Annotated in this window: 21 protein-coding genes; 20 read left to right on the top strand and 1 reads right to left on the bottom strand. The window is 40.5% G+C overall.

Features of this window, described 5'->3' with window-relative positions:
• The first annotated feature begins 92 nt into the window (after nucleotides 1–92).
• The 17 genes from TY15_RS01520 to TY15_RS01440 all read left to right on the top strand — a co-directional run bounded on the left by TY15_RS01520 (nucleotide 93) and on the right by TY15_RS01440 (nucleotide 20422).
• Complete coding sequence (locus TY15_RS01520; RefSeq protein ID WP_040208180.1) at nucleotides 93–2168, top strand: sigma-54 interaction domain-containing protein; 2076 nt, start codon at nucleotides 93–95, stop codon at nucleotides 2166–2168.
• Between the two features lie 132 nt (nucleotides 2169–2300).
• The gene (yqiS, locus tag TY15_RS01515; RefSeq protein ID WP_040208182.1) at nucleotides 2301–3206 is read left to right on the top strand and encodes a phosphate butyryltransferase; all 906 of its coding nucleotides are present in this window, start codon (nucleotides 2301–2303) and stop codon (nucleotides 3204–3206) included.
• 29 nt (nucleotides 3207–3235) lie between these two features.
• Nucleotides 3236–4339, top strand: coding sequence for a branched-chain amino acid dehydrogenase (gene bcd / locus TY15_RS01510; protein ID WP_040208185.1), 1104 nt, complete (start codon nucleotides 3236–3238; stop codon nucleotides 4337–4339).
• 81 nt (nucleotides 4340–4420) lie between these two features.
• A complete protein-coding gene (buk, locus tag TY15_RS01505; RefSeq protein WP_179301833.1) occupies nucleotides 4421–5539 on the top strand; it encodes a butyrate kinase in 1119 nt (372 codons plus the stop codon).
• A 22-nt stretch (nucleotides 5540–5561) separates the two neighbouring features.
• Complete coding sequence (gene lpdA, locus TY15_RS01500; RefSeq protein WP_040208188.1) at nucleotides 5562–6983, top strand: dihydrolipoyl dehydrogenase; 1422 nt, start codon at nucleotides 5562–5564, stop codon at nucleotides 6981–6983.
• Between the two features lie 101 nt (nucleotides 6984–7084).
• Nucleotides 7085–8080, top strand: coding sequence for a thiamine pyrophosphate-dependent dehydrogenase E1 component subunit alpha (locus TY15_RS01495; RefSeq protein ID WP_040208190.1), 996 nt, complete (start codon nucleotides 7085–7087; stop codon nucleotides 8078–8080).
• Nucleotides 8081–8092: 12 nt separating this feature from the next.
• Nucleotides 8093–9076 carry an alpha-ketoacid dehydrogenase subunit beta gene (locus tag TY15_RS01490; RefSeq protein WP_040208191.1) on the top strand — a complete coding sequence of 328 codons (984 nt, stop codon included), beginning with the start codon at nucleotides 8093–8095 and terminating at the stop codon, nucleotides 9074–9076.
• 50 nt (nucleotides 9077–9126) lie between these two features.
• Nucleotides 9127–10425, top strand: a complete 1299-nt coding sequence (locus TY15_RS01485) for a dihydrolipoamide acetyltransferase family protein (RefSeq protein ID WP_040208193.1) — start codon at nucleotides 9127–9129, stop codon at nucleotides 10423–10425.
• Nucleotides 10426–10557: 132 nt separating this feature from the next.
• The gene (locus tag TY15_RS01480) at nucleotides 10558–12447 is read left to right on the top strand and encodes a methylmalonyl-CoA mutase subunit beta (RefSeq protein WP_040208195.1); all 1890 of its coding nucleotides are present in this window, start codon (nucleotides 10558–10560) and stop codon (nucleotides 12445–12447) included.
• Nucleotides 12428–14629, top strand: a complete 2202-nt coding sequence (gene scpA, locus TY15_RS01475; RefSeq protein ID WP_040208197.1) for a methylmalonyl-CoA mutase — start codon at nucleotides 12428–12430, stop codon at nucleotides 14627–14629. Before TY15_RS01480 ends, scpA begins: the two co-directional genes overlap by 20 nt.
• Complete coding sequence (gene meaB / locus TY15_RS01470; RefSeq protein WP_040208198.1) at nucleotides 14630–15745, top strand: methylmalonyl Co-A mutase-associated GTPase MeaB; 1116 nt, start codon at nucleotides 14630–14632, stop codon at nucleotides 15743–15745. It begins immediately after the preceding gene.
• A 99-nt stretch (nucleotides 15746–15844) separates the two neighbouring features.
• Nucleotides 15845–16282 (top strand): BrxA/BrxB family bacilliredoxin, encoded by a 438-nt coding sequence (locus TY15_RS01465; RefSeq protein WP_040208199.1) that lies wholly within the window; start codon nucleotides 15845–15847, stop codon nucleotides 16280–16282.
• Nucleotides 16283–16556: 274 nt separating this feature from the next.
• Entirely contained in the window at nucleotides 16557–17339 is a 783-nt protein-coding gene (locus TY15_RS01460) for a transporter substrate-binding domain-containing protein (protein ID WP_040208201.1), read from the top strand.
• 119 nt (nucleotides 17340–17458) lie between these two features.
• Nucleotides 17459–18118, top strand: coding sequence for an amino acid ABC transporter permease (locus TY15_RS01455; RefSeq protein ID WP_040208203.1), 660 nt, complete (start codon nucleotides 17459–17461; stop codon nucleotides 18116–18118).
• Nucleotides 18111–18833: an amino acid ABC transporter ATP-binding protein gene (locus TY15_RS01450; RefSeq protein ID WP_040208204.1), complete on the top strand. Its 723-nt coding sequence runs from the start codon at nucleotides 18111–18113 to the stop codon at nucleotides 18831–18833. Before TY15_RS01455 ends, TY15_RS01450 begins: the two co-directional genes overlap by 8 nt.
• A gap of 63 nt (nucleotides 18834–18896) precedes the next feature.
• Nucleotides 18897–19886 (top strand): aromatic acid exporter family protein, encoded by a 990-nt coding sequence (locus TY15_RS01445; RefSeq protein WP_040208206.1) that lies wholly within the window; start codon nucleotides 18897–18899, stop codon nucleotides 19884–19886.
• A gap of 23 nt (nucleotides 19887–19909) precedes the next feature.
• Nucleotides 19910–20422 carry a L,D-transpeptidase gene (locus TY15_RS01440; protein ID WP_081799319.1) on the top strand — a complete coding sequence of 171 codons (513 nt, stop codon included), beginning with the start codon at nucleotides 19910–19912 and terminating at the stop codon, nucleotides 20420–20422.
• Between the two features lie 54 nt (nucleotides 20423–20476).
• On the opposite strand, the gene prli42 is transcribed toward TY15_RS01440, so the two are convergent.
• Nucleotides 20477–20575, bottom strand: coding sequence for a stressosome-associated protein Prli42 (prli42, locus tag TY15_RS25075; protein ID WP_157042250.1), 99 nt, complete (start codon nucleotides 20573–20575; stop codon nucleotides 20477–20479).
• 161 nt (nucleotides 20576–20736) lie between these two features.
• Between prli42 and mce the strand changes: the two genes are divergently transcribed.
• The 3 genes from mce to TY15_RS01425 all read left to right on the top strand — a co-directional run bounded on the left by mce (nucleotide 20737) and on the right by TY15_RS01425 (nucleotide 23939).
• Entirely contained in the window at nucleotides 20737–21150 is a 414-nt protein-coding gene (mce, locus tag TY15_RS01435; RefSeq protein ID WP_040208209.1) for a methylmalonyl-CoA epimerase, read from the top strand.
• A gap of 1 nt (nucleotide 21151) precedes the next feature.
• Entirely contained in the window at nucleotides 21152–22702 is a 1551-nt protein-coding gene (locus TY15_RS01430) for an acyl-CoA carboxylase subunit beta (RefSeq protein ID WP_040208210.1), read from the top strand.
• Nucleotides 22703–22817: 115 nt separating this feature from the next.
• Nucleotides 22818–23939, top strand: a complete 1122-nt coding sequence (locus TY15_RS01425) for a tripeptidase T (RefSeq protein ID WP_040208213.1) — start codon at nucleotides 22818–22820, stop codon at nucleotides 23937–23939.
• Nucleotides 23940–23968: the final 29 nt, after the last annotated feature.

Genomic DNA, 23968 nt, shown 5'->3' with positions numbered 1-23968 from the left:
TGGATTTCGATATAAAATTAAATATGAATAAAATTGCATGAATATCCTTGTACATATGAATAAAAATTCCTTATTAAAAAGGGGTAGAAAAAATGCAAACCGTAATGATTGTTGGCGCTGGACAAGGTGGAGCGGCAATCTTAAAAATATTAAAAGAATCTGAAGTGCTTCAGGTTGAGGTTGTTATTGATCGAAACATCGATGCACCAGGCGTTTTATTAGCGAAAGCTGAGGGTATTAAGACGGGGACAAGTTGGCAGCCGTTTCTAACCGAAAATATTGATATCATTATTGAAGTGACTGGGAGTGCAGAAGTATTTCAAGAAATCCGCGATGCCAAGAATAAAAAAACGGTATTAATTCCAGGAAGTGTAGCCTTTTTAGTTTCAAAGCTGATGGAAGAAAAAGAAGAACTCGTTACAAAACACCAAAATGATTCTTATCAACAGGAAATGATTTTTAATGCCACCAATGATGGGATGGTCGTGATTGATAATAAAGGAAAAGTCATTTTGTTTAACAAACGTGCAGAAGAAATAATGGGTGTAAAAAAAGAAGTGGCAATTGGTAAAGCAGTAGTTAAAGTGATTCCAACAAGCAGGCTCCCTTTCATTTTGGAAACAAGAAGAATCGAGTCAAACCAAGAAATGGTATTATCTAATGATAGGAAAATCATTACAACCCGTATTCCCATCATAGAAGAGAATGGAACATTAATGGGTGCCTTTGCGGTCTTTAAAGATATAACAGAGGTTGTTAACTTGGCCGAGGAGATTACGGATTTAAAGGAAATCCAAACGATGCTACAGGCTATTATTCATTCGAGTGATGATGCAATTTCCGTTGTTGATGAGCATGGGAGAGGAATCCTAATTAATCCAGCCTATACGCGTCTTACAGGACTTACACAAGAGCAGGTGATCGGCAAGCCCGCTACTGCCGATATTTCAGAGGGCGAAAGCATGCATATGAAAGTGCTCCAAACGAGAAGAGCTGTTCGAGGAGTACCTATGAGAGTGGGGCCAAACAAACGGGAAGTAGTTGTGAATGTTGCGCCAATTATTGTAAAGGGGAAATTAAAAGGTAGTGTTGGTGTTATTCATGATGTGTCAGAAATGAAATCCTTAAGCAGAGAATTAAGTCGAGCAAGGCAGATTATTCGGACCCTCGAGGCAAAGTACACCTTCGAAGATATTATTGGCACATCTGAAGAAATGCTGTTAGCCATCGAACAGGCAAAATTAGGCGCAAAAACTCCCGCAACGGTTCTCCTGCGCGGCGAATCTGGAACTGGTAAAGAGTTGTTTGCCCATGCTATACATAATGCTAGTGATCGGAAATATAACAAATTTATTCGAGTTAATTGTGCAGCCATTTCTGAGTCATTGTTAGAAAGTGAACTGTTTGGCTACGAAGAAGGCGCCTTTTCTGGAGCCATGCGAGGAGGAAAGCGTGGTCTTTTTGAAGAAGCGAATAATGGGAGTATTTTTCTGGATGAGATTGGTGAACTTTCTGCGAATACCCAAGCAAAATTATTGCGGGTATTGCAAGAGCGAGAAATCATTCGAGTCGGTGGAACGAAACCCATTACTATCAATGTTCGAATCATTGCCGCTACCAACGTAAATTTGGAAAAGGGTATTGCTAAAGGTTCCTTTAGGGAAGACTTATATTATCGTTTAAATCGGATGCCCATCCATATTCCGCCATTAAGAAAGCGGAAAGAGGAGATTCCTGGTTTAAGTAAAAGATTGATTCAAAAAATAAATCGTGATTATGGCCGTAATGTAGAAGGAGTTTCCCAAGCAGCAATCCTTCAGTTAATGGGTTATGATTGGCCCGGGAATGTACGAGAACTGGAAAATATTCTTGGCAGAGCCATTATATTTATGAACCTTTATGAAACAGTAATTGATGTTCAACACTTACCTGAGTTAAAAAATAAAAAGTTGGAAATTGAGACTTCGAGTGCACATACGAGTGAAATCATCGCAATGGAAAAATCTTTATCTGAAATGATGGAAGAGTACGAATCAAAAATTATTCAACAAACACTACTGTTTGTTAATGGGAATAAAACAGTAACGGCAAAAAAACTGGGGTTGTCTGTTAGAAATTTATATTATAAGCTGGATAAATATAATATTGAAAAAAATGGCCTGCAATAAATTTCATACTATGAAATTTATTGCGTACCATTGATACTGTGAATAAAGCGTTTTCATAAGAATTACTTTGGCACAATTCTTGCAAGTTACTAGATGGGAGTTGCAGTAATAGGAGAAAGGGTTGAAGACAACTTGTTACTAGATACACTAATTGATAAAGCAACCCAAGAAGAAATTTATACGGTTGCCGTTGCAGCTGCAGAAGATGATAAAATCATTGAAGCTGTAATGGATGCATTAGATCGAAAGCTTGCTCGTTTCATCCTGTTCGGTGATAAAGACAAAATTACTTCACTCATGGGAATGAACAAGTATGAACCACTTACCCCCGAATTTGTAAAAATTATTCACACTGATTCAGTTAACGAAGCGGCAGAATTAGCTGTGAAGGCTGTTTCAAAACATGAGGCAAACGTATTAATGAAAGGAAATATTCCGACCAATGTACTGTTAAAAACAGTTTTAAATAAGGAATATGGCCTTAGAACAGGCAATGTCTTATCACATGCTGCTTTTTTTGAAATTCCTGGCTTTGATCAACTTATCGTTATTACTGATGCGGCAATCAATATTGCCCCTGATTTAGAACAAAAAGTGCAAATAATTAAAAATACAGTCGCACTTGCCAAGTCGATTGGAATTGAAATGCCTAAAGTTGCGCCAATCGCAGCAGTTGAGGTCGTTAATCCAGCCATGCAGGCAACTGTTGATGCTGCTTTATTAACGGTGATGAATAAACGCGGCCAAATACCTGAATGTATGGTGGATGGACCGCTTGGCTTAGATAATGCCGTTTCACAATTTGCTGCACAGCATAAAGGTATATCAAGTGAAGTTGCTGGGAAGGCCGATATTTTATTGGTACCTACTATAGAAGTTGGAAATGTATTGTATAAATCATTAATTTATTTTGCTAAGGCAAAGGTGGGCGCTGTGATAGCTGGAGCAAAAGCACCGATTGTGTTAACTTCCAGAGCTGATTCTGCTGAAAGCAAGCTTTATTCTTTGGCATTAGCGTTATCTTGTGTAAAAAAATAGATATTTCAAATTTGAGGAGGAAAATAAACATGGAACTTTTTAAATACTTAGAGAAATATGATTATGAGCAAGTGGTATTCTGTCAAGATAAACAGTCAGGCTTAAAAGCGATTATTGCCATTCACGATACAACATTAGGACCAGCATTGGGTGGTACTCGTATGTGGACATATGCGTCTGAAGAAGCAGCAATTGAAGATGCCCTGCGACTTGCGAAAGGGATGACATATAAAAATGCAGCAGCCGGCTTGAACCTTGGCGGCGGTAAAACGGTTATTATTGGAGATCCGCGTAAAGATAAAAATGAAGCAATGTTTAGAGCCTTTGGCCGTTATATTCAAGGGCTGAATGGCCGCTATATTACAGCAGAAGATGTGGGGACAACTGTTGCAGATATGGATCTAATTCATGAAGAGACCGATTTTGTTACGGGAATTTCTCCAGCGTTTGGATCATCAGGCAATCCTTCGCCAGTAACAGCTTTTGGTGTATACCGTGGCATGAAAGCAGCTGCTAAGGAAGCCTTCGGAACGGATTCACTTGAAGGGAAAGTGGTCGCTGTTCAAGGAGTTGGAAATGTAGCTTATACACTTTGCGAGTATTTGCATGAAGAAGGGGCTCAGCTCATTGTAACAGATATTAACAAAGAGGCTGTTAATCGGGCAGTAGAGGCATTTGGTGCACGTGCTGTAGATCCAGATGAAATATACGGTGTTGATTGTGATATTTATGCTCCGTGTGCTTTAGGTGCAACCATTAATGATGTAACCATTCCGCAATTAAAAGCAAGAGTCATTGCAGGTTCTGCAAATAATCAATTAAAAGATACTCGTCATGGCGATATTATCCATGAGATGGGTATCGTGTACGCACCGGATTATGTGATAAATGCTGGTGGAGTCATTAATGTGGCTGATGAGCTTTACGGATATAATCAAGAGCGTGCTATGAAAAAAGTGGAACAGCTGTATGCGACGATTGAAAAGGTTATCGAAATTTCCAAACGTGATGGTATTCCAACTTACGTTGCTGCGGATCGAATGGCAGAAGAACGAATTGAAAGAATTCGAAATTCAAGAAGTCAATTTCTACAAAATGGCCACCATATTTTAAGCCATCGAATTTCACGTTAAAAGAAATAAAACTTACCATATAGACGGCGAAGCGCTGAATAGAGATTCAGCGCATTTGCCTTTAAATAGATGTTTTTGTTAATGGAGGTCACTACTTTGCAAGATAAAGCAAATCGGATTCTCATCATTAATCCAGGCTCAACATCCACCAAGATCGGAGTCTTCGATAATGAAATTTCCATTTTTGAAAAAACTATTCGCCATGAGTCGGAACAGATCAATTCCTTTGCAAATATAATTGATCAATATGAATTTAGAAAAGATACTATTTTGGAAACACTGGATCATGAGGGAATAAATATTTCTAAATTATCGGCTGTTTGTGGGCGGGGCGGATTGTTGCGCCCGATTGAAGGAGGGACATATGCAGTCAATGATTTGATGCTCAAGGACTTACGGTCTGGTTTTTCCGGTCAGCATGCCTCCAATCTTGGTGGGATCATTGCATATGAAATCGCTTCAGGCCTTAATATTCCAGCCTTTATTGTTGACCCAGTTGTCGTAGATGAACTGGAACCACTCGCAAGAATTTCTGGATTCTCCTTAATTGAAAGAAAAAGTATTTTCCACGCTTTAAATCAAAAGGCTGTCGCAAGAAGAATAGCGAAGGAATTAGGGAAACCTTATAATGAATTGAATCTTATTGTTACCCATATGGGAGGCGGTATTACTGTAGGCGTCCATAAACAGGGTAGGGTCATTGATGTGAACAACGGGTTGCACGGGGACGGACCTTTTAGTCCTGAACGTGCAGGGACAGTCCCTGCAGGTGATTTAATTGCCCTTTGTTTTTCAGGGGAACATTATCGAGAAGAAATAATGAAAAAACTTGTTGGCCAAGGCGGACTTGTAGGATACCTTGGAACGAATGACGCGGTGAAAGTTGAACAAAGAATTGCTGCGGGTGATCAACAGGCAGAGCTGATCTATGAGGCGATGGCCTACCAGGTCGCTAAAGAAATTGGAGCAGCCAGTGCAGTCCTTTCGGGCAAAGTGGATGCGATCGTCTTAACAGGTGGCCTTGCATATGGTAAGGGCTTTGTAAAATCAATTACCGATAGGATTAATTGGATAGCAGACGTTATCGTTCATGCTGGTGAAAATGAACTACAGGCACTTGCAGAGGGAGCACTTCGTGTCTTACGTGGTGAAGAAAAAGTAAAGGTTTATCCTGGTCATTATACAACGGCAAAAATTTAAGGAATACGGGGAGGAAACTTAAGTGGCACAAGAATATGATTTGGTCATTCTTGGTGGTGGAACTGGCGGGTATGTCGCGGCTATTCGCGCTTCTCAGCTTGGTTTAAAAACAGCTATCGTCGAAAAAGGAAAACTAGGTGGGACATGCCTACATAATGGATGTATTCCAAGTAAGGCTCTGCTCAGAAGTGCCGAGGTTTTTGCTACAGCAAAAAATGGTGCTGACTTTGGCGTTATTACTGGTAATGTTTCGTTAGATTTTGGTAAAGTACAAGAACGAAAGATTAAAATTATTGATCAATTACATAAGGGTGTTCAGCACTTAATGAAACAAGGCAAGATTGACGTGTATGAGGGGCTTGGTCGGATCCTTGGGCCATCCATTTTTTCTCCAATGCCTGGTACAATATCTGTTGAAATGAACAATGGAAATGAAAACGAAATGCTTCTTCCTAAAAATGTAATTGTTGCTACTGGGTCAAGACCAAGGTCGCTACCTGGTCTTGAGATAGATGGTGAGTACGTGATGTCTTCAGATGAAGCTTTACAGCTACAGACCATACCAAGTTCAATCGTTATTGTCGGTGGCGGGGTGATTGGGATTGAATGGGCATCGATGATGTCGGATTTTGGGGTGGATGTCACCGTTATTGAGTATGCTGATCGGATTCTTCCAACAGAAGATAAAGAAATTTCAAAAGAAATGCAGCGCTTAATGAAGAAAAAAGGAATTAAACTTGTAACGAGTGCGAAAGTGCTTCCTGAAACATTAATTAAAGAATCGGGTATTGCTATTTCTGCAGAAGTGAAAGGTGACCTAAAAGAATTTAAGGCTGAAAAGCTGCTAATCTCTGTAGGCCGCCAAGCAAATACAGAAGGAATTGGCTTGGACAATACAGAAATACAAGTAGACAAGGGTTTTATCATAACGAATGAATTTTTTCAAACGAAAGAATCCCATATTTATGCCATCGGAGATGTCATTGGTGGTTTACAATTAGCTCATGTGGCCTCACATGAAGGAATCGTGGCTGTTGAGCATATTGCAGGAAAAAAGCCTTCTCCATTTGATTATAATCTTGTCTCCAGATGTATTTATAGTAACCCTGAGATTTCAAGTGTCGGGATGACAGAGGAGCAGGCTAAGGAAAAGGGGCATAAAGTAAAGGCAGGAAAGTTCTCATTCCGTGCAATTGGTAAAGCCCTTGTTTTTGGTGAATCTGATGGATTTGTGAAAATTGTGGCTGATGAAGAGACCGATGACATCCTAGGGGTCCATATGATTGGTCCACACGTAACTGATATGATTTCTGAAGCAGGACTTGCAATGGTATTAGATGCAACTCCATGGGAAATTGCCCATACCATCCATCCACATCCAAGCCTATCAGAAGCGATTGGTGAAGCTGCATTAGCGGTTGATGGCAAAGCAATCCATTCTTAAACAAAGCGAAGTTTATATCTTTGAGTAAAGTGTTAGTGTCTAGCTCTGTGACAAGGCGCTCTCACTTTTCGAACAGCGAACAATTGGGAGGTAAAAAATAAATGGCAGAAAACCGTCATCATGCTTTAGATTTAAGTGATGAGAAAGTACTAGAGATGTATAAAACAATGCTATTGGCCCGTCGTATCGACGAACGGATGTGGTTATTGAACCGTGCTGGGAAAATCCCATTCGTCATTTCTTGTCAAGGTCAAGAGGCAGCTCAAGTAGGAGCCGCATTTGCCCTTGATATCGAAAAAGACTATGTCCTGCCCTACTATCGAGATATGGGCGTGGTGTTAACCTTTGGTATGACGCCAAAGGATCTTATGTTATCAGGGTTTGCCAAAGCAGAAGATCCGAATTCAGGCGGCCGACAAATGCCAGGACACTTTGGCCAAAAGAAAAATCGAATTGTCACCGGTTCTTCACCAGTGACAACGCAAGTTCCACATGCTGTCGGCATTGCACTTGCCGGTAAAATGGAAAGGAAAGACCTTGTAACGTTTGTTACTTTTGGGGAAGGGTCTTCGAATCAGGGAGATTTCCATGAGGGGGCAAACTTTGCTGGGGTCCATAAACTTCCTGTCATTTTCATGTGTGAAAATAACAAATACGCAATTTCAGTTCCGATTGAAAAACAGTTAGCTTGTGAAAAGGTTTCTGACCGTGCGATCGGTTATGGTATGCCTGGATATACTGTCAATGGGAATGATCCATTAGAAGTGTATAAAGTAGTGAAAGAAGCAGCGGCCCGTGGCAGACGTGGGGAAGGTCCATCCTTGATTGAAACCATTTCTTATCGTCTAACACCACATTCTTCTGATGATGACGACCGATCTTACCGCGCACCTGATGAGGTGGCAAAAGCAAAAACACAAGATCCGATTATTACATTCGGTGCTTACTTAAAGGAAACAGGTGTCATGACTGACGAGAAGGAAAAAGAAATCAATGACCTAGTTATGACGCTGGTGAATGAGGCGACTGATTATGCTGAGAATGCTCCTTATGCTGCACCAGAATCTGCGATGAAATATGTTTACGAGGGTATGTAAGGGGGATGCTAGATGGCAATCATTTCATATATTGATGCAATAACAATGGCCATTCGTGAGGAAATGGAACGGGATTCAAAGGTTTTTGTACTTGGTGAGGATGTCGGATTAAAAGGTGGCGTGTTTAAAGCCACTCAAGGTTTGTATGAACAATTTGGTGAAGAGCGCGTCATTGATACGCCACTTGCAGAATCAGCGATTGCGGGAGTAGGAATTGGTGCTGCCATGTATGGAATGCGCCCAATAGCTGAAATGCAATTTGCCGATTTTATTATGCCGGCCATCAATCAAATTATCTCAGAAGCGGCTAAAATCCGCTATCGCTCCAATAATGACTGGAGTTGTCCAATGGTCATTCGGGCACCATACGGCGGTGGAGTTCATGGTGCACTCTATCATTCTCAATCGGTTGAAGCGATATTTGCCAATCAGCCTGGTCTGAAAATTGTCATGCCTTCCACTCCATATGATGCGAAAGGACTGTTAAAAGCGGCTGTTCGTGACAATGACCCTGTTCTATTTTTCGAGCACAAGCGTGCCTATCGGTTAATCAAGGGAGAAGTTCCTACTGATGATTACACTTTGCCAATTGGAAAGGCTGATATTAAACGCGAAGGGGAAGACATTACCGTTATAACTTACGGGCTATGTGTACATTTCGCCCTTCAAGCAGCAGAGAAATTGGCTAGTGATGGATTCTCAGCCCATATTTTGGATTTACGAACTGTATATCCTCTTGATAAAGAGGCCATCATCGAAGCAGCATCGAAAACAGGTAAAGTCTTACTTGTCACAGAAGACACAAAAGAAGGCAGCATCATGAGCGAGGTTTCGGCAATCATCGCTGAAAATTGTTTGTTTGAATTAGATGCTCCTATAAAACGCTTAGCAGGACCAGATGTACCGGCCATGCCATATGCACCAACGATGGAGAAATTTTTCATGGTAAATCCAGAAAAAGTTGAAAAGGCCATGCGTGAGCTCGCTGAATATTAATCAAGAGTAAAAGCTGGATAACGAAAAGCGAAAATAGGAGGATTAGAGAAGTGGCTATTGAACAAATTAAAATGCCTCAGTTAGGGGAAAGTGTAACGGAGGGTACGATAAGTAAGTGGCTTGTATCAGTAGGTGACCATGTAAATAAATACGATCCCCTTGCTGAAGTCATGACTGATAAAGTGAACGCAGAGGTCCCATCCTCATTTTCTGGAGTCATTAAAGAGCTGATTGCTGAAGAAGGGGATACCTTAGCGGTTGGAGAAATCATTTGTGCGATTGAAGTAGAGGGAGGCGGCGCTCCAGATAGCAACCCTGAAGCAACTTCTCCTGCATCGACAAACGTTAATACAGATACGTCTACTCAAGTGGATCAAGCCAACAAAGCTCGTTATTCTCCTGCGGTTCTCAAAATATCGCAAGAACATGGCATTGATCTAATGCAGGTGACAGGCACCGGTGCGGGTGGACGCATTACCAGGAAAGATCTTCTTAAATTAATTGAGTCTGGAAATATTCCTGTTGCTGGAAAAACAGCGGATGCGCCGAAGTCCAAAATTGCAACAGAAATGACTAAACAAGATGAAATACAGTCAGTCTCTAAGCCAGCTTCACCGGCACAGACCGTTAATATCCCTGTCGCAGCTGGCGATATTGAGATTCCTGTTACTGGGATCCGTAAAGCCATTGCGGCCAATATGCTCCGAAGCAAGCATGAAGCACCACATGCTTGGACAATGATGGAGGTTGACGCAACAAATTTGGTAGAATACCGTAATAGTCTTAAAGACGAATTTAAGAAAAAAGAAGGATTCAATTTAACGTTCTTCGCCTTCTTTGTAAAAGCAGTTGCCCAGGCACTGAAAGAATTTCCACAAATTAATTCAATGTGGGCTGGAGAAAAAATTATTCAAAAGAAAGACATCAATATTTCCATTGCGGTTGCTACCGATGATGCTCTTTACGTTCCAGTTATCAAAAATGCGGATGAAAAAACAATCAAGGGAATTGCCCGTGAGATCTCTGAACTTGCCGTAAAAGTGAGAACTGGAAAGTTGAAATCAGAGGATATGCAAGGGGGAACATTCACGGTCAATAACACCGGCTCCTTTGGCTCAGTCCAATCAATGGGAATTATTAATTACCCACAGGCAGCTATTCTACAAGTGGAATCCATCGTCAAACGGCCTGTTGTGATGAATAATAACATGATTGCTGTTCGTGACATGGTTAACATATGTATGTCGCTTGATCACAGAGTATTAGATGGACTTGTATGTGGCCGTTTCTTACAAAGGGTTAAAGAAATACTTGAAAATACATCGAAATCTACAACTTCTATTTATTAAACACGAACAACCGCTTCCGATATAGAGGAGCGGTTGTTTTTATTGCTTGATTTGTGTTTGTACCATAAAATAGGAATAGGTAGAATTAATTGAATTTTATTTCAATTTGTATGTTGAAGGGGGTTTAAGCGTTTGGATACAGTAAAGAAGCAATCTTTCCCACCAAAAACAAAAACCGATTGGACAACTATAGCAGAGAGATCTCTAAAAAGTAAAACAATTGACTCGTTGAATAGGTCTACATACGAAAACATTATTTTGAAACCGCTTTATAGTCGTGAAGATGAACAAGCAGTCCCAGATTATTCAGGAGGATCTGATTTTAGGAGAGGAACCTATCCGCTCGGCTATATTACAAACGACTGGAAGGTGGCACAGAGGCTAACCTACCAAACCTCGGATGAGTTGAAGATAAAACTTCTTGATGCCCTTGAAAAGGGACAATCAGCTATCTCATTTGAAATCGCTGAGGATTTACTAGAAACAAATGAAGACCTATCCAGTATTTTAGGAGACGTAATTTATCAATTTCCCCTGGCGATTAATGCAAGAGATTGGTTTGCACCATTTTTAGCGGCATTGGATAAAAGGGTTGAAACGAATGATCTAGCGGACAAAATCAAAGGGTATTTAGGTGCCGATCTTATTGCACTTTTTGCTGAAACGGGGCAAGTTTCTGAGCCATTGATCAGTGATTGGCAAAAAAAGATTATCCAAACAAATAAGAAGTATCCTAACCTTCGGACCATTCTGATTGATACGGTTCCCTTTCACAATGGTGGGGCAAATTCAGTTCAAGAGCTTGGGATCGCGATAGCGGAAGGGGTATTCTATCTCGAAAAGTTACAAGACGAGGGGATGGAAGTTGACCAAATTCTTGCGAAAATCGTTTTTCAATTTTCGGTTGGAAGTAATTTTTTTATGGAAATAGCAAAATTCCGGGCAGCAAGAATCCTCTGGCATCGGGTCACAAGACTTTATGATGCGAAAGAAGACGCACGTGGAATGATTATTTCTGCAGAAACCTCATCCTTCACAAAAACCGTCTATGATCCGCATGTGAATCTCCTTCGAGCAGGAAATGAAGCGTTTGCTGCTATTTTGGGTGGGGTACAATACTTACACGTTGAACCATTTGATGGCCTAACTGGTGCTTCACCATTTTCGGAGAGAATTGCACGAAATACACAATTGCTATTGAAAGAAGAGGCAATGCTAACAAAGGTGATTGATCCTGCCGGAGGTTCTTGGTATGTTGAACAATTAACAAACCAGCTAGCTGAAAAAGCATGGGAATTCTTCCAGCACATTGAAGCCGAGGGTGGCATCTTGGAAGGATTAAAAAGCAATTGGCTGCAACAGGAAATAGAAATGATTTTTGAAAAGAAAAAAATGGACGGCCAGACAAGAAAGCAGAGTATTATTGGAACTAATATCTATGCAAATTTAGATGAGATTGTTTTAAATAAAGGATTAACTGAAGAAAAACCAAACTTTGCAGGTAAGATAGACTCGGTAATAAAAATCAAGGCAATCCCGAAGCGAAGATTAGCTGAATCATTTGAAGAATTGCGCTCTAAGGCAGATCATCTCGAAAAGAAAATAGGAATCTCCCCAGCAGTAGGGATGATTTGTTTGGGGGAATTAACACAGTATAAGGCAAGACTTGATTTTATGAAAGGCTTTCTTGCTGCTGGTGGTTTGAAAACAATAGAAAGTAAGCCCATCTTAACGATTGAAAATGCACGCCAATTTATGAAAGAAACACTGAGTAAATACGTTTGTCTTTGTGGAACAAATCAACAATATGAAGAATTAGGCTATGATATTTTGTTGATTTTACAGGCTGAATATCCTGAGCGGATTTTTTATTTAGCGGGACTACCTGATCAAGAAAAGCAATCTAAGTGGAAAAATAATGGGATAAGGCAGTTTATTCATGTGAATATAAATTGCTACGAAACCCTTTCAACCATTCTTCGTGATCTGGAGGCGAGCACAATTGAAGAAACAAAAGCCTGATTTCCAAAAAATATCGCTTTTTGATAACGATGCAGAATTCCTAACGAAAGAAAAGTGGCAGGAGAAGGTTAACCAAGAAATAATGACTTCCATAGATGATTTACTATTTGAGACAAATGAGCAAATCAGTTTGAAGCCTATTTATACAAAAGAGGACCGAGAAGGTTTAGAACATATTGATGATTTACCGGGTTTACCACCATTTACGAGAGGACCATATCCAACTATGTATGTGAACCGTCCGTGGACGGTCAGACAATATGCCGGCTTTTCAACAGCTGAAGAAAGTAATGCCTTTTACCGGCGTAATCTAGCAATGGGGCAAAAAGGACTATCGGTTGCCTTTGATTTAGCAACCCATCGCGGCTACGACTCAGACCATCCTCGTGTGGTGGGGGATGTGGGGAAAGCAGGGGTTGCCATCGACTCCATCCTCGATATGAAGACACTCTTTGATGGAATACCCTTGGACCAAATGTCCGTCTCAATGACGATGAATGGGGCGGTATTACCAATTCTTGCTTTTTTCATTGTGACAGCCGAGGAACAAGGAGTAAGCCAAGAGAAATTGTCAGGAACGATCCAAAATGACATTTTAAAGGAATATATGGTGCGGAACACCTATATCTATCCACCGGAAATGTCGATGAAAATTATTGCGGATATCTTTGAGTATACATCCAAATATATGCCTAAGTTTAATAGTATAAGTATTTCCGGTTACCATATGCAGGAGGCGGGGGCACCTGCCGATATAGAACTAGCATACACGTTAGCGGACGGGCTAGAATATGTTCGGACAGGACTAAAAGCGGGAATCGAAATTGATTCCTTCGCCCCGAGGTTGTCGTTTTTCTGGGCAATTGGTATGAATTATTTTATGGAAGTAGCGAAAATGCGTGCGGCACGATTGATTTGGGCCAAAATGATGAAATCATTTCATCCAAATAATGAAAAATCATTAGCATTACGGACCCATTGCCAGACTTCTGGCTGGAGTTTGACGGAGCAGGATCCCTTTAACAATGTGACTCGAACCCTAGTAGAAGCCCATGCAGCTGCAATGGGCCATACCCAATCCTTACACACCAATGCCCTGGATGAAGCGATTGCCCTGCCGACGGACTTCTCAGCGCGGATTGCCCGAAATACGCAGTTATTTTTACAAGAGGAAACCGGAATTACGAGGGTCATAGATCCGTGGGCAGGCTCCTACTATGTTGAAAAACTGACAGATGAATTGGTCAATAGAGCTTGGATGCATATAGAAGAGATTGAAGGTTTGGGTGGAATGGCCAAAGCAATTGAAACAGGCCTTCCGAAAATGAGAATAGAAGAGGCAGCAGCTCGAAGACAGGCCCAAATTGATTCTGGTAAGGAAACCATCATCGGTGTCAATCGCTTTCGTCTAGAAAAGGAAGAAGCAATTGATATTTTAGATATTGATAATTCGGCTGTTCGCTTAAAACAAATCGAAAAAATAACAACTTTAAAAGCTAGCCGGGATGAAAAAAAAGTGGAAGAAGCCCTTAAAGCCTTAACGATTGCCGCGAAAACAGGAGAACAAAACTTATTGGAACTAGCGATTAAAGCAGCTAGAGTGAGGGCAACACTTGGAGAAATTTCCGATGCCATTGAGATTGTCGCTAGTCGGCATAAAGCTGTTATTCGTTCAATTAGTGGTGTTTATAGTACGGCTTTTAGTAATGAGGAAGAAATTTTAGAAGTGAAGCAAATGACGGATGAATTCCTTGAGGCTGAAGGAAGAAGACCGAGAATTCTCATTGCAAAAATGGGACAGGATGGTCACGACCGTGGAGCAAAGGTCATTGCCACAGCCTTCGCTGATTTGGGATTCGATGTCGATATTAGTCCATTGTTCCAAACGCCAGAAGAAACGGCCGTTCAAGCAGTGGAAAATGATGTCCATGTAGTGGGAATGAGTTCGCTTGCTGCAGGACATAAAACATTACTGCCACAACTTGTCGAAGAATTGAGAAAGTTGGGTCGAGAAGATATTTTGGTTGTCATTGGCGGGGTCATACCGGCACAGGATTATCAATTTTTATACGATCATGGTGCGGCTGCGATCTTCGGGCCTGGAACGATAATCCCTGTAGCAGCCCAAAAGGTAATTAAGGAGATTTATAGACAAATCGGTTATGAGGAAGTGGGGCACTAAATGGGCACCGATCATAAACCGGAATGGAGTGACCCAAATAAACCCGATTGCTGTTCAAGTGTCGTACGAAAGGGACAGGACATAGAAGGTCAAACAGTCTCAACAGAAAAAAATTTACGTTTTCAAAAACGGAACTCCTCTGAACCGTCAGTAGATGACTTGTATTCTGGCGTACTTGAGGGAAATCGAACACTGCTGGCAAGAGCCATTACGCTTATCGAAAGTAATGCGGAACAGCATTTTCATAAGGCACAGCAATTGCTGCAAAGGCTCCAGCCCCATTCGAGTAAATCCATCCGAATTGGCATAACGGGTGTTCCAGGTGCCGGGAAAAGTACCTTTATTGAGGCTTTTGGTATGTATCTTTGCAGCATAGGTCATAAGGTTGCCGTTTTAGCCATTGATCCAAGTTCAAGCGTTAGTGGCGGCAGTATCCTCGGTGATAAAACAAGGATGGAAAAACTGTCAAAAACCGCTAATGCCTTTATCCGCCCATCACCAACGGCCGGGAAGCTTGGAGGAGTTCACCGTAAAACTAGGGAAGCAATGCTAATTTGTGAAGCTGCTGGTTTTGATATCATCTTAGTGGAAACTGTTGGCGTTGGACAAAGCGAAGTCATGATCCGGGAAATGGTCGACTTTTTCATGTTGCTCGTTCTAACTGGTGCCGGAGATGAGCTACAAGGAATGAAAAAAGGAATCATGGAACTGGCCGATGCTATTTTGATTCATAAAGCTGATGGTGAGAATAAACAAAAGGCTGAACAAACAAGAATCGAGTACAACCGGATACTTCACTTTTTGCAGCCCGCAACTAAGGGGTGGCGAACGCGAGCTTATACTTGCTCATCCGTAACCCATGAAGGGATCGCTGAAATATGGGAGATGATTGACTCCTTCGAGAAAACAGGGAAAACATCAGGCGTTTTTGAGGAAAGACGGAAAAGTCAAGCTAGAGAATGGCTCTATTCGATGATTACAGATCAGCTTCAATTTCATTTTTATCATCATAACGGCGTAAGGAACTTATTGCCTAAACTTGAAAATGAAGTGTTGACTGGGGGAAAAACAGTAGCTTCAGCAGTTGAACAATTATTTCAAACCTTTTTAAAATAAAATAGTCACTTCAGCAACAGGGGGATTTCTTTTCATTTGGAAAAAACACATTATAACTGTTATGATGTAGGTATGTACGTAAGATAAGGAGTGATTTTAATGAGCATGGATTTTAATTTTTTCATGAATGATGTGGTCAATCAAGCACGTCAAGAAATTGCGTCTGCTGGATATAAAGAACTTAGAACACCTGCAGAAGTAGAAGAAGCACTGACACAAAAAGGAACAACTTTAGTTATGATTAATTCTGTTTGTGGTTGTGCTGGAGGAGTTGCACGTCCTGCAGCAGCACATGCGCTTCACAATGATAAACGCCCGGACCACTTTGTTACTGTATTTGCTGGTCAGGATAAGGAAGCAACAGAAACGGCAAGAAGCTATTTTACAGGCTATCCGCCATCCTCACCATCGTTTGCGTTATTGAAGGATGGTAAAATTCTTTCCATGGTGGAAAGACATCAAATCGAGGGCTTCGACCCTGCGACAGTCGTTTCCAAGCTACAAAGTGAATTTGATCAATATTGTGAAGAGGTATAATAACAGCAGTAAAGAAGGGTTAATCTCCATTGATGGAGGTTGACCCTTTTTCTATTTTATCATCATACATTAGGTTATCGAGAAAATTATCTCAAAAAACATAAATGAATTTTTAAAAATATATTTGCATAATTATTAATATGTGTTAAAATTCATTACGTTGAATAAATATTACATTATTAAACTAATAAATATGAGAATTAGGAATAAAATATTAGGGAATTATAAGAAAAATACTAATACTAATTTTCAGAAAATTATAGGGGGAAAACAAATGAAAAAGACAATAATTGTATTTTTAGCGATAATGATGTCTGTGGGGTTACTGGCAGCATGTGGATCAACTGAGAAAGCAAACAAGAAAAGTGGAGATAAGAAAGTACTCGTGATGGCCACTTCGGCTGACTATCCACCATTCGAATATGTTGAAACAGGCAAAAGTGATGAAATTAAGGGTTTTGATGTGGACTTGGCAAAAGCAATCGCTAAAAACCTTGGTTATAAAGTAGAAATTAAGGATATGGATTTTAGTGGCTTGGTCCAATCTCTTAAATCAGGACAAGCTGATTTTGTTTTAGCTGGGATGACCCCAACCGAAAAGCGAAAGAAAAATGTTGATTTCAGTGATATTTATTATACAGCCCAGCACCTTGTTGTTTCTAAAAAGGATAGTGGGATTGAAAAAGTTGAAGATTTAAAAGGTAAAACGGTTGGTGTTCAGCTAGGTTCTATTCAAGAAGGGAAAGCGGAAGAAATTAATAAACAAGTGCCAATAAAAATTGAAAACCGCAATCGTATTCCAGATCTTATTCAAGAAATCAAGTCAGGACGTTTTGATGCCGCAATTATTGAGGACACGGTTGCGAAGGGGTATTTTGAAAAGGAACAGGACTTCAAAGGCTTCACGATCAGTGATGATCCAAAAGAGGCAGGCTCTGCGATTGCCTTTCCAAAAAATAGCGATTTAACTGAGAAATTTAACAAGGAACTGAAAAAAATGAAGGAAAACGGTGAATTGCAGAAATTGGTTGTGAAATGGTTTGGCGGGGAAGAATAAGATTAGAATCCTATACGGGTTGTCTTTCACAGAATTTCATGCAGAATAAGTTTTCATTTTACTAGAGACGTTCGATCTTGAACGTCTCTCCCATTTTTGATAGAGAGGACGGAAGTTGAATGAACCTGGATTTTACTCAATTCATTCCCTCCATGCCATATATTTTAAAAGGTATATTAGTTACCCTTCAGATCGTTATTCTGGCAGGGGTATTGGGATTTGTACTTGGAATTATTTTATCTCTTTTAAAAATTAGTCATATAAAAATACTTAATTGGATTGCTGATCTATATACATCGATATTCCGTGGAACACCATTAGTCCTGCAATTGATGTTGATTTATTATGGATCGCCTCAAATAATTGGTTATCAAATTGAGCCATATACTGCGGCGATTCTATCGTTTGGTCTAAATTCTGGAGCCTATATTTCAGAAATAATTCGGGCTGGGATTCTTGCTGTTGATAAAGGCCAGCAGGAGGCAGCTATGGCTCTTGGCGTTCCATATGGAAAAATGATGTGGGATATCATTCTGCCACAGGCATTGAAAAATATTCTCCCTGCCCTGATGAATGAATTCATTACTCTCACAAAAGAATCAGCGATTGTGACGACCATTGGGGTAATGGATATTATGCGCCGTTCCTACCAAGTGGGAGCAGAAAATTACTCCTTTTTTGAGCCGTTATTAATTGCCGGTCTAATCTATTACTTAATGGTAATGACCTTGACCTTCTTAGGAAAAGCACTTGAAGGGAGAATGAGACGCAGTGATTAAAGTGGACAATTTGCATAAAAATTATGGAAAGCTAGAAGTGCTAAAGGGAATAACGACGACGATTCAGACAGGAGAAGTGGTCGCCATTATCGGGCCATCAGGTTCAGGGAAATCCACTTTCCTCCGCTGTCTAAACTTACTCGAAGCCCCAACTAGCGGCACGATTTTAATAGAAAATCAAGATGTGACAGATAAGAAGACTAACATTATGAAGGTTCGGCAAAATGTCGGGATGGTCTTTCAACACTTTCATTTATTTCCACATAAAACCGTGTTGCAAAATCTTACCTACGCTCCAATGAAGGTAAAAGGATTAGGAAGGGACAGTGCAGAAAAAATTGCATATGGGCTGTTAAATCAAGTTGGTTTATCAGAAAAGGCTGGTGAATATCCGACAAGACTATCTGGTGGTCAAAAACAGCGTGTGGCCATTGCCCGAGCGTTAGCAATGGAGCCCAAGGTGATGCTTTTCGATGAACCAACCTCTGCTCTTGATCCTGAAATGGTGAAAGAAGTATTGGAAGTGATGAAAACACTTGCCAATACTGGTATGACTATGGCGATTGTGACACATGAAATGGGGTTTGCGAGAGAAGTAGCCGATAGAGTTCTATTCCTAGATGGAGGAGTACTTGTTGAAGATTCACCACCTGAAGAATTCTTTGCCAATCCAAAGAGTCAACGAGCCCAAGATTTCTTGCAAAAGATGCTTTAATAAGGATATGCTAAAGATGGTCTAAATGATCATCTTTTTATTTTTGGGGAGATATGATAAAAAATGAAATTTTCTATTGGATACCGTACGATTAAAACAGCTGTAGGAACAGCTATTTCCATCTTAATTGCGCAGCAATTAGGTCTTAACAATTTTGCCTCTGCAGGAATTTTAACCATCTTATGTATTCAGGTAACGAAAAGGAAATCGCTTCGAACAGCCTGGGATCGATTTTTAGCTTGTGTATTAGCGATGCCTTTTTCAGCTGTTTTCTTTGAAGGCATTGCTTACCATCCGATCGTCATCGGAATGATGCTCTTAGTCTTTATTCCAACGATTGTAATGTTAAAAGCAAAGGATGGCGTTGTAACAAGTAGCGTAATTATTTTACACATCTATATGGCTCATAATATATCATGGGGACTTATTTACAATGAACTTGGGGTCATTACAGTTGGGATTGGAGTCGCACTACTTATTAATCTTTATATGCCGAGTGTGGATCAAAAACTGCGAGACTATCAAGTGAAAATTGAAGAAAACTTTAAGATTATTTTCTGTGAGATGGTGCGTTACCTCAGAACAGGAGATAGCGATTGGGACGGAAGTGAGATTACAGAAAGTGCCAATTTGCTTGAAGAGGCCAAAATGTTGGCAGTAAGGGACGTCGAAAATCGATTTTTACGGGAAGAGAACATTTATTTTCATTATTTTAAGATGAGAGAAAAACAATTTGAAATAATGGAACGTGTTTTACCTATTGTCACGTCACTGACACGGACTGTAGAGCAAGGGAAAATGGTAGCAGCATTTCTTGAGGAACTTTCTGAGAATATCCATCCTGGTAATACCGCTCATATTTATATCGATAAATTGAGAGAAATGAAAAAAGAGTTTGAAGAAATGGAGCTGCCTAGAACAAGAGAGGAATTTGAAACGCGGGCAGCATTATTACAGCTTGTTAATGAAATGAATGATTATCTCATTATAAAAAGTTCATTAAAAGAAAATAGGTCAAACATGAATGAAAAAAAGAAAATCAAAGCAAACTAGGAAAAAAAAGGCAGGTGGTTGCTTTGATAAAAATCTTATCACCGATCCTGGTTGCTTTTTTCATTTCACCACTCTGGCCACTAGGCCCGAATCCATTACCTGGAGAGCCATTTGTGATTGTCAACAAAAGTAAAAATGAATTAGCCTTTGTTAATGATAACAAAGTCCAGACCGTTATCAGTGTTGGTACAGGTAGGACACAAGAGCTTACGCCAGAAGGACTGTTTACGATTACGGTAAAGGCAAAAGAACCCTATTTTCGCAAGGGGAACATTCCTGGAGGTGATCCAAGGAATCCGCTTGGAGCTAGATGGATTGGTTTTGATGCAAAGGGGACTGATGGTCGAACCTATGGGATTCATGGAACCAATCAGCCTGCATCAATTGGAAAATATGTTTCCCAGGGTTGTATCCGCACCCAGAATGAAGTAGTTTCTTCTCTTTTTCCCATTATTCCAATTGGAACAAAAATTTTAGTGATCTCATCAAAAAAATCGTTTGAAGCACTAGCACGAGAAAATGGAGCAATTAATTAAGGGGCGGTTACGATATGAAAGGGACTATTCTACTCGAATAGTCCCTTTCGTTATTTAAGATAAGAATGCACCAATTCCAATTAGGAGAGTTGATGCAAGCATAGCGAAAAGCATTAAATAAACAATAATCTTCCTAGTTTTCTTTTTTTTCAATAGAGATCCCTCCCTTAACGTTCAGCTACTTTACATACATTGTACAGGGAAAAGTTCGAATGGACAACGGAACTAGTATGCAAATTAGGAAGGAATTATGAACTTTTTACCGAATACAGTAATTGTCGAATAAATTTTAATATTGAAACAGAGGGGTATTTATGATTAAAAAAGTCGACCATATCGGAATCGCTGTCAAATCTCTTGAGGAAACCTTGCCCTTTTATACAGATGTGTTGAAATTGGAATTAATAGGGATTGAAGAGGTAGATAGTCAAAAAGTAAAAGTCGCCTTTTTACGAGCAGGAGAAATCAAGATTGAGTTACTTGAGCCGACAGCAGAGAACAGTTCAATTGCTAAATTTATCGAAAAACGTGGTGAGGGGATTCATCATGTGGCACTCGGTGTTGAATCGATAGAAGAGAGAATTATTGAAATGAAGGAAAAGGGAATCAATATGATTGATAACGAGTCGAGACCTGGTGCAGGAGGAGCGCAGATTGCCTTTATGCACCCAAAATCAACCGCTGGCGTCTTATATGAGCTTTGTGAGAAGAAAGGGATGAAGGGGTAAAATGATCGACATCTATGAAAAAATTAATGAATTATATGATAAGCGTCGCGAGGTTGAGCTTGGCGGCGGGGACGAGCGTATCGATAAGCAGCATGAAAAAGGAAAATTGACCGCTCGGGAAAGGATTGAGCTATTAGTAGATGAAGGTACTTTTGTCGAATTAAACCCATTTATTGAACACCGAACGAATGACTTCGGTCTAGATGAGCAAAAGGGTCCTGGTGACGGCGTGGTAACTGGATTCGGAAAAGTAAACGGGCGTCCCATCTATTTATTTTCTCAAGACTTTACTGTTTTTGGCGGTGCATTAGGGGAGATGCACGCAAAGAAAATCGCGAATGTGATGGATTTAGCAGCAAAGAATGGTACGCCCTTTGTTGGTCTTAATGATTCAGGTGGAGCGCGAATCCAAGAAGGGGTCGTATCACTGGACGGCTACGGACATATCTTTTATCGGAATGCCATTTATTCTGGTGTCATTCCGCAAATTTCTGTTATTTTGGGGCCATGTGCCGGTGGTGCCGTTTATTCTCCGGCGATTACTGATTTTGTCTTCATGGTCGAAAAGACGAGTCAAATGTTCATTACCGGTCCAAAAGTAATTGAAACAGTCACGGGTGAGAAAATTTCAGCAGAAGATCTTGGCGGGGCAAATGTTCATAATTCGATTAGTGGGAATGCTCATTTTCAATCAGAATCAGAAGCTGAGGTATTACAAAGTGTCCGCCGTCTTCTGAGTTATCTCCCGCAAAATAATGAAGAGAAACCACCGAGACAAGAGGTGGAGATGGAAAACGATTATCGACCAGATTTAACCGATGTCATACCATTTGATGCGGTTCGTCCTTATGATGTTCGAAAAGTGATCGAACAAGTTACCGATGCCAGTTCGTTTATGGAAATTCAAAAAGACTTTGCTAAAAATATTGTCGTAGGATTTGCTCGGATTAAAGGAGAGACAGTGGGGCTTGTTTGTAATCAGCCCAAAGTGATGGCCGGCGGCTTGGATATTGATTCCTCGGATAAAGCAGCTCGATTTATCCGAACATGTGATAGTTTTAATATCCCTATCATCACATTTGAAGATGTAACCGGTTTCTTTCCTGGGGTAAAACAAGAACTGGGTGGAATCATTCGTCATGGCGCAAAGATTTTATTCGCATATTCAGAAGCTACCGTACCAAAGCTAACCGTTATTCTAAGAAAAGCCTATGGTGGGGCCTATGTGGCCTTAAATAGTAAATCAATTGGTGCTGATTTAGTATTCGCCTGGCCAAATGCTGAAATTGCCGTTATGGGGCCACAAGGGGCAGCCAATATTATTTTTGCAAAGGAAATTAGTAATAGCGATAATCCGGAGCTAATTAGACAACAAAAGATAGATGAATACCGCGAAAAGTTTGCCAATCCGTATGTAGCTGCAAGTAGGGGCATGGTCGATGATGTCATCGATCCCCGTGAAACAAGAATCAAAATCATACAAGCCTTGGAAATGCTGAGAAACAAAAAAGAGACACGTCCATATAAAAAACATGGAAATATCCCACTTTAAAAACCACTCCTTTTATGTTAAATAAACTGTCTGTATTCTCTTTCATTTGATGAGAGGAAGAGGAAAGAGGTATACTGATGTAGTGAATACAGTACATACACTGGAGGGTAACAAAATGGTTAATCAAGAGCGTCTTTTGAATGAATTTTTAGAACTTGTTCAAATTGACTCAGAAACAAAATATGAGACAGAAATTGCAAAGGTACTTAAGCAAAAATTTACTGATTTAGGACTTGATGTTTTTGAAGACGATACAACAGCTGTAACCGGCCATGGAGCTGGAAACTTAGTTTGTACGCTACCTGCAACAAAAGAAGGCGTAGATCCTATTTATTTTTCTTGCCATATGGATACCGTTACTCCTGCAAAAGGGGTTAAGCCGTCCATTAAAGATGGCTATGTTGTCACTGATGGTACGACCATCCTAGGTGCCGATGATAAAACGGGGATTGCTGTTATGCTTGAAACCATCCGTCTCTTAAAGGAACAAAATCTGCCACATGGCTTGATTCAATTTGTCATCTCTGTGGGCGAAGAGTCTGGATTACATGGAGCAAAAGCGCTTGATCCATCATTGCTAAAAGCAAAGTTCGGTTATGCATTAGATAGTGATGGTCTTGTGGGGAACGTTGTGGTCGCTGCTCCAACACAAGCAAAAGTAAAAGCAGTGATTTATGGTAAAACAGCACATGCTGGTGTGGCACCTGAAAAGGGCGTTTCAGCCATTACGATTGCGGCTAAATCCATTTCTAGGATGCCGTTAGGAAGAATCGACCATGAAACGACTGCAAATATTGGTCGGTTTGAAGGTGGCCAGGCGACCAATATTGTTTGTGACCGAGTTGATATTTTAGCGGAAGCACGTTCGCTTATTCCTGAAAAAATGGAAGCTCAGGTTAGCAAGATGAAAGCAGCATTTGAAACAGTCGCTGCTGAAATGGGCGGCAGAGCAGAAGTTGAAGTTGAAGTTATGTATCCAGGCTTCAAATTTGGTGAAGGGGATCCAGTCGTAGAAATCGCTCGCAAAGGAGCGTCAAAAATCGGCCGTAGCTGTGAACTTCAACATAGCGGCGGTGGCAGTGATGCGAATGTCTTTAATGGTTTTAACATTCCAACCGTAAACCTTGCTGTTGGTTATGAGGAAATTCATACAACAAACGAGCGCATGCCGGTTGAAGAATTATATAAGCTAGCTGAAATGACGATTGCGATTATCGATGAAGTGACAAATCAATAATGATATCAGGGGAGAGCCAAAACGGCTCT

Source organism: Neobacillus jeddahensis, assembly GCF_000612625.1.
In the GTDB taxonomy this organism is placed as follows: Bacteria; Bacillota; Bacilli; order Bacillales; family Cytobacillaceae; genus Neobacillus; species Neobacillus jeddahensis.
Note: the sequence above shows the minus strand (reverse complement) of the source record. Positions and strands in the feature narration are given on the sequence as shown.

Excerpts from the sequence above, each read along its gene's own strand:
- TY15_RS01490 (WP_040208191.1), top strand. The coding sequence starts at position 8,093 with ATGGCAATCATTTCATATATTGATGCAATAACAATGGCCATTCGTGAG.
- TY15_RS01520 (WP_040208180.1), top strand. The coding sequence starts at position 93 with ATGCAAACCGTAATGATTGTTGGCGCTGGACAAGGTGGAGCGGCAATC.
- TY15_RS01430 (WP_040208210.1), top strand. The coding sequence starts at position 21,152 with ATGATCGACATCTATGAAAAAATTAATGAATTATATGATAAGCGTCGC.
- meaB (WP_040208198.1), top strand. The coding sequence starts at position 14,630 with ATGGGCACCGATCATAAACCGGAATGGAGTGACCCAAATAAACCCGAT.
- bcd (WP_040208185.1), top strand. The coding sequence starts at position 3,236 with ATGGAACTTTTTAAATACTTAGAGAAATATGATTATGAGCAAGTGGTA.
- buk (WP_179301833.1), top strand. The coding sequence starts at position 4,421 with ATGGAGGTCACTACTTTGCAAGATAAAGCAAATCGGATTCTCATCATT.
- mce (WP_040208209.1), top strand. The coding sequence starts at position 20,737 with ATGATTAAAAAAGTCGACCATATCGGAATCGCTGTCAAATCTCTTGAG.
- TY15_RS01495 (WP_040208190.1), top strand. The coding sequence starts at position 7,085 with ATGGCAGAAAACCGTCATCATGCTTTAGATTTAAGTGATGAGAAAGTA.
- TY15_RS01425 (WP_040208213.1), top strand. The coding sequence starts at position 22,818 with ATGGTTAATCAAGAGCGTCTTTTGAATGAATTTTTAGAACTTGTTCAA.
- TY15_RS01445 (WP_040208206.1), top strand. The coding sequence starts at position 18,897 with ATGAAATTTTCTATTGGATACCGTACGATTAAAACAGCTGTAGGAACA.
- TY15_RS01465 (WP_040208199.1), top strand. The coding sequence starts at position 15,845 with ATGAGCATGGATTTTAATTTTTTCATGAATGATGTGGTCAATCAAGCA.
- TY15_RS01460 (WP_040208201.1), top strand. The coding sequence starts at position 16,557 with ATGAAAAAGACAATAATTGTATTTTTAGCGATAATGATGTCTGTGGGG.
- TY15_RS01455 (WP_040208203.1), top strand. The coding sequence starts at position 17,459 with ATGAACCTGGATTTTACTCAATTCATTCCCTCCATGCCATATATTTTA.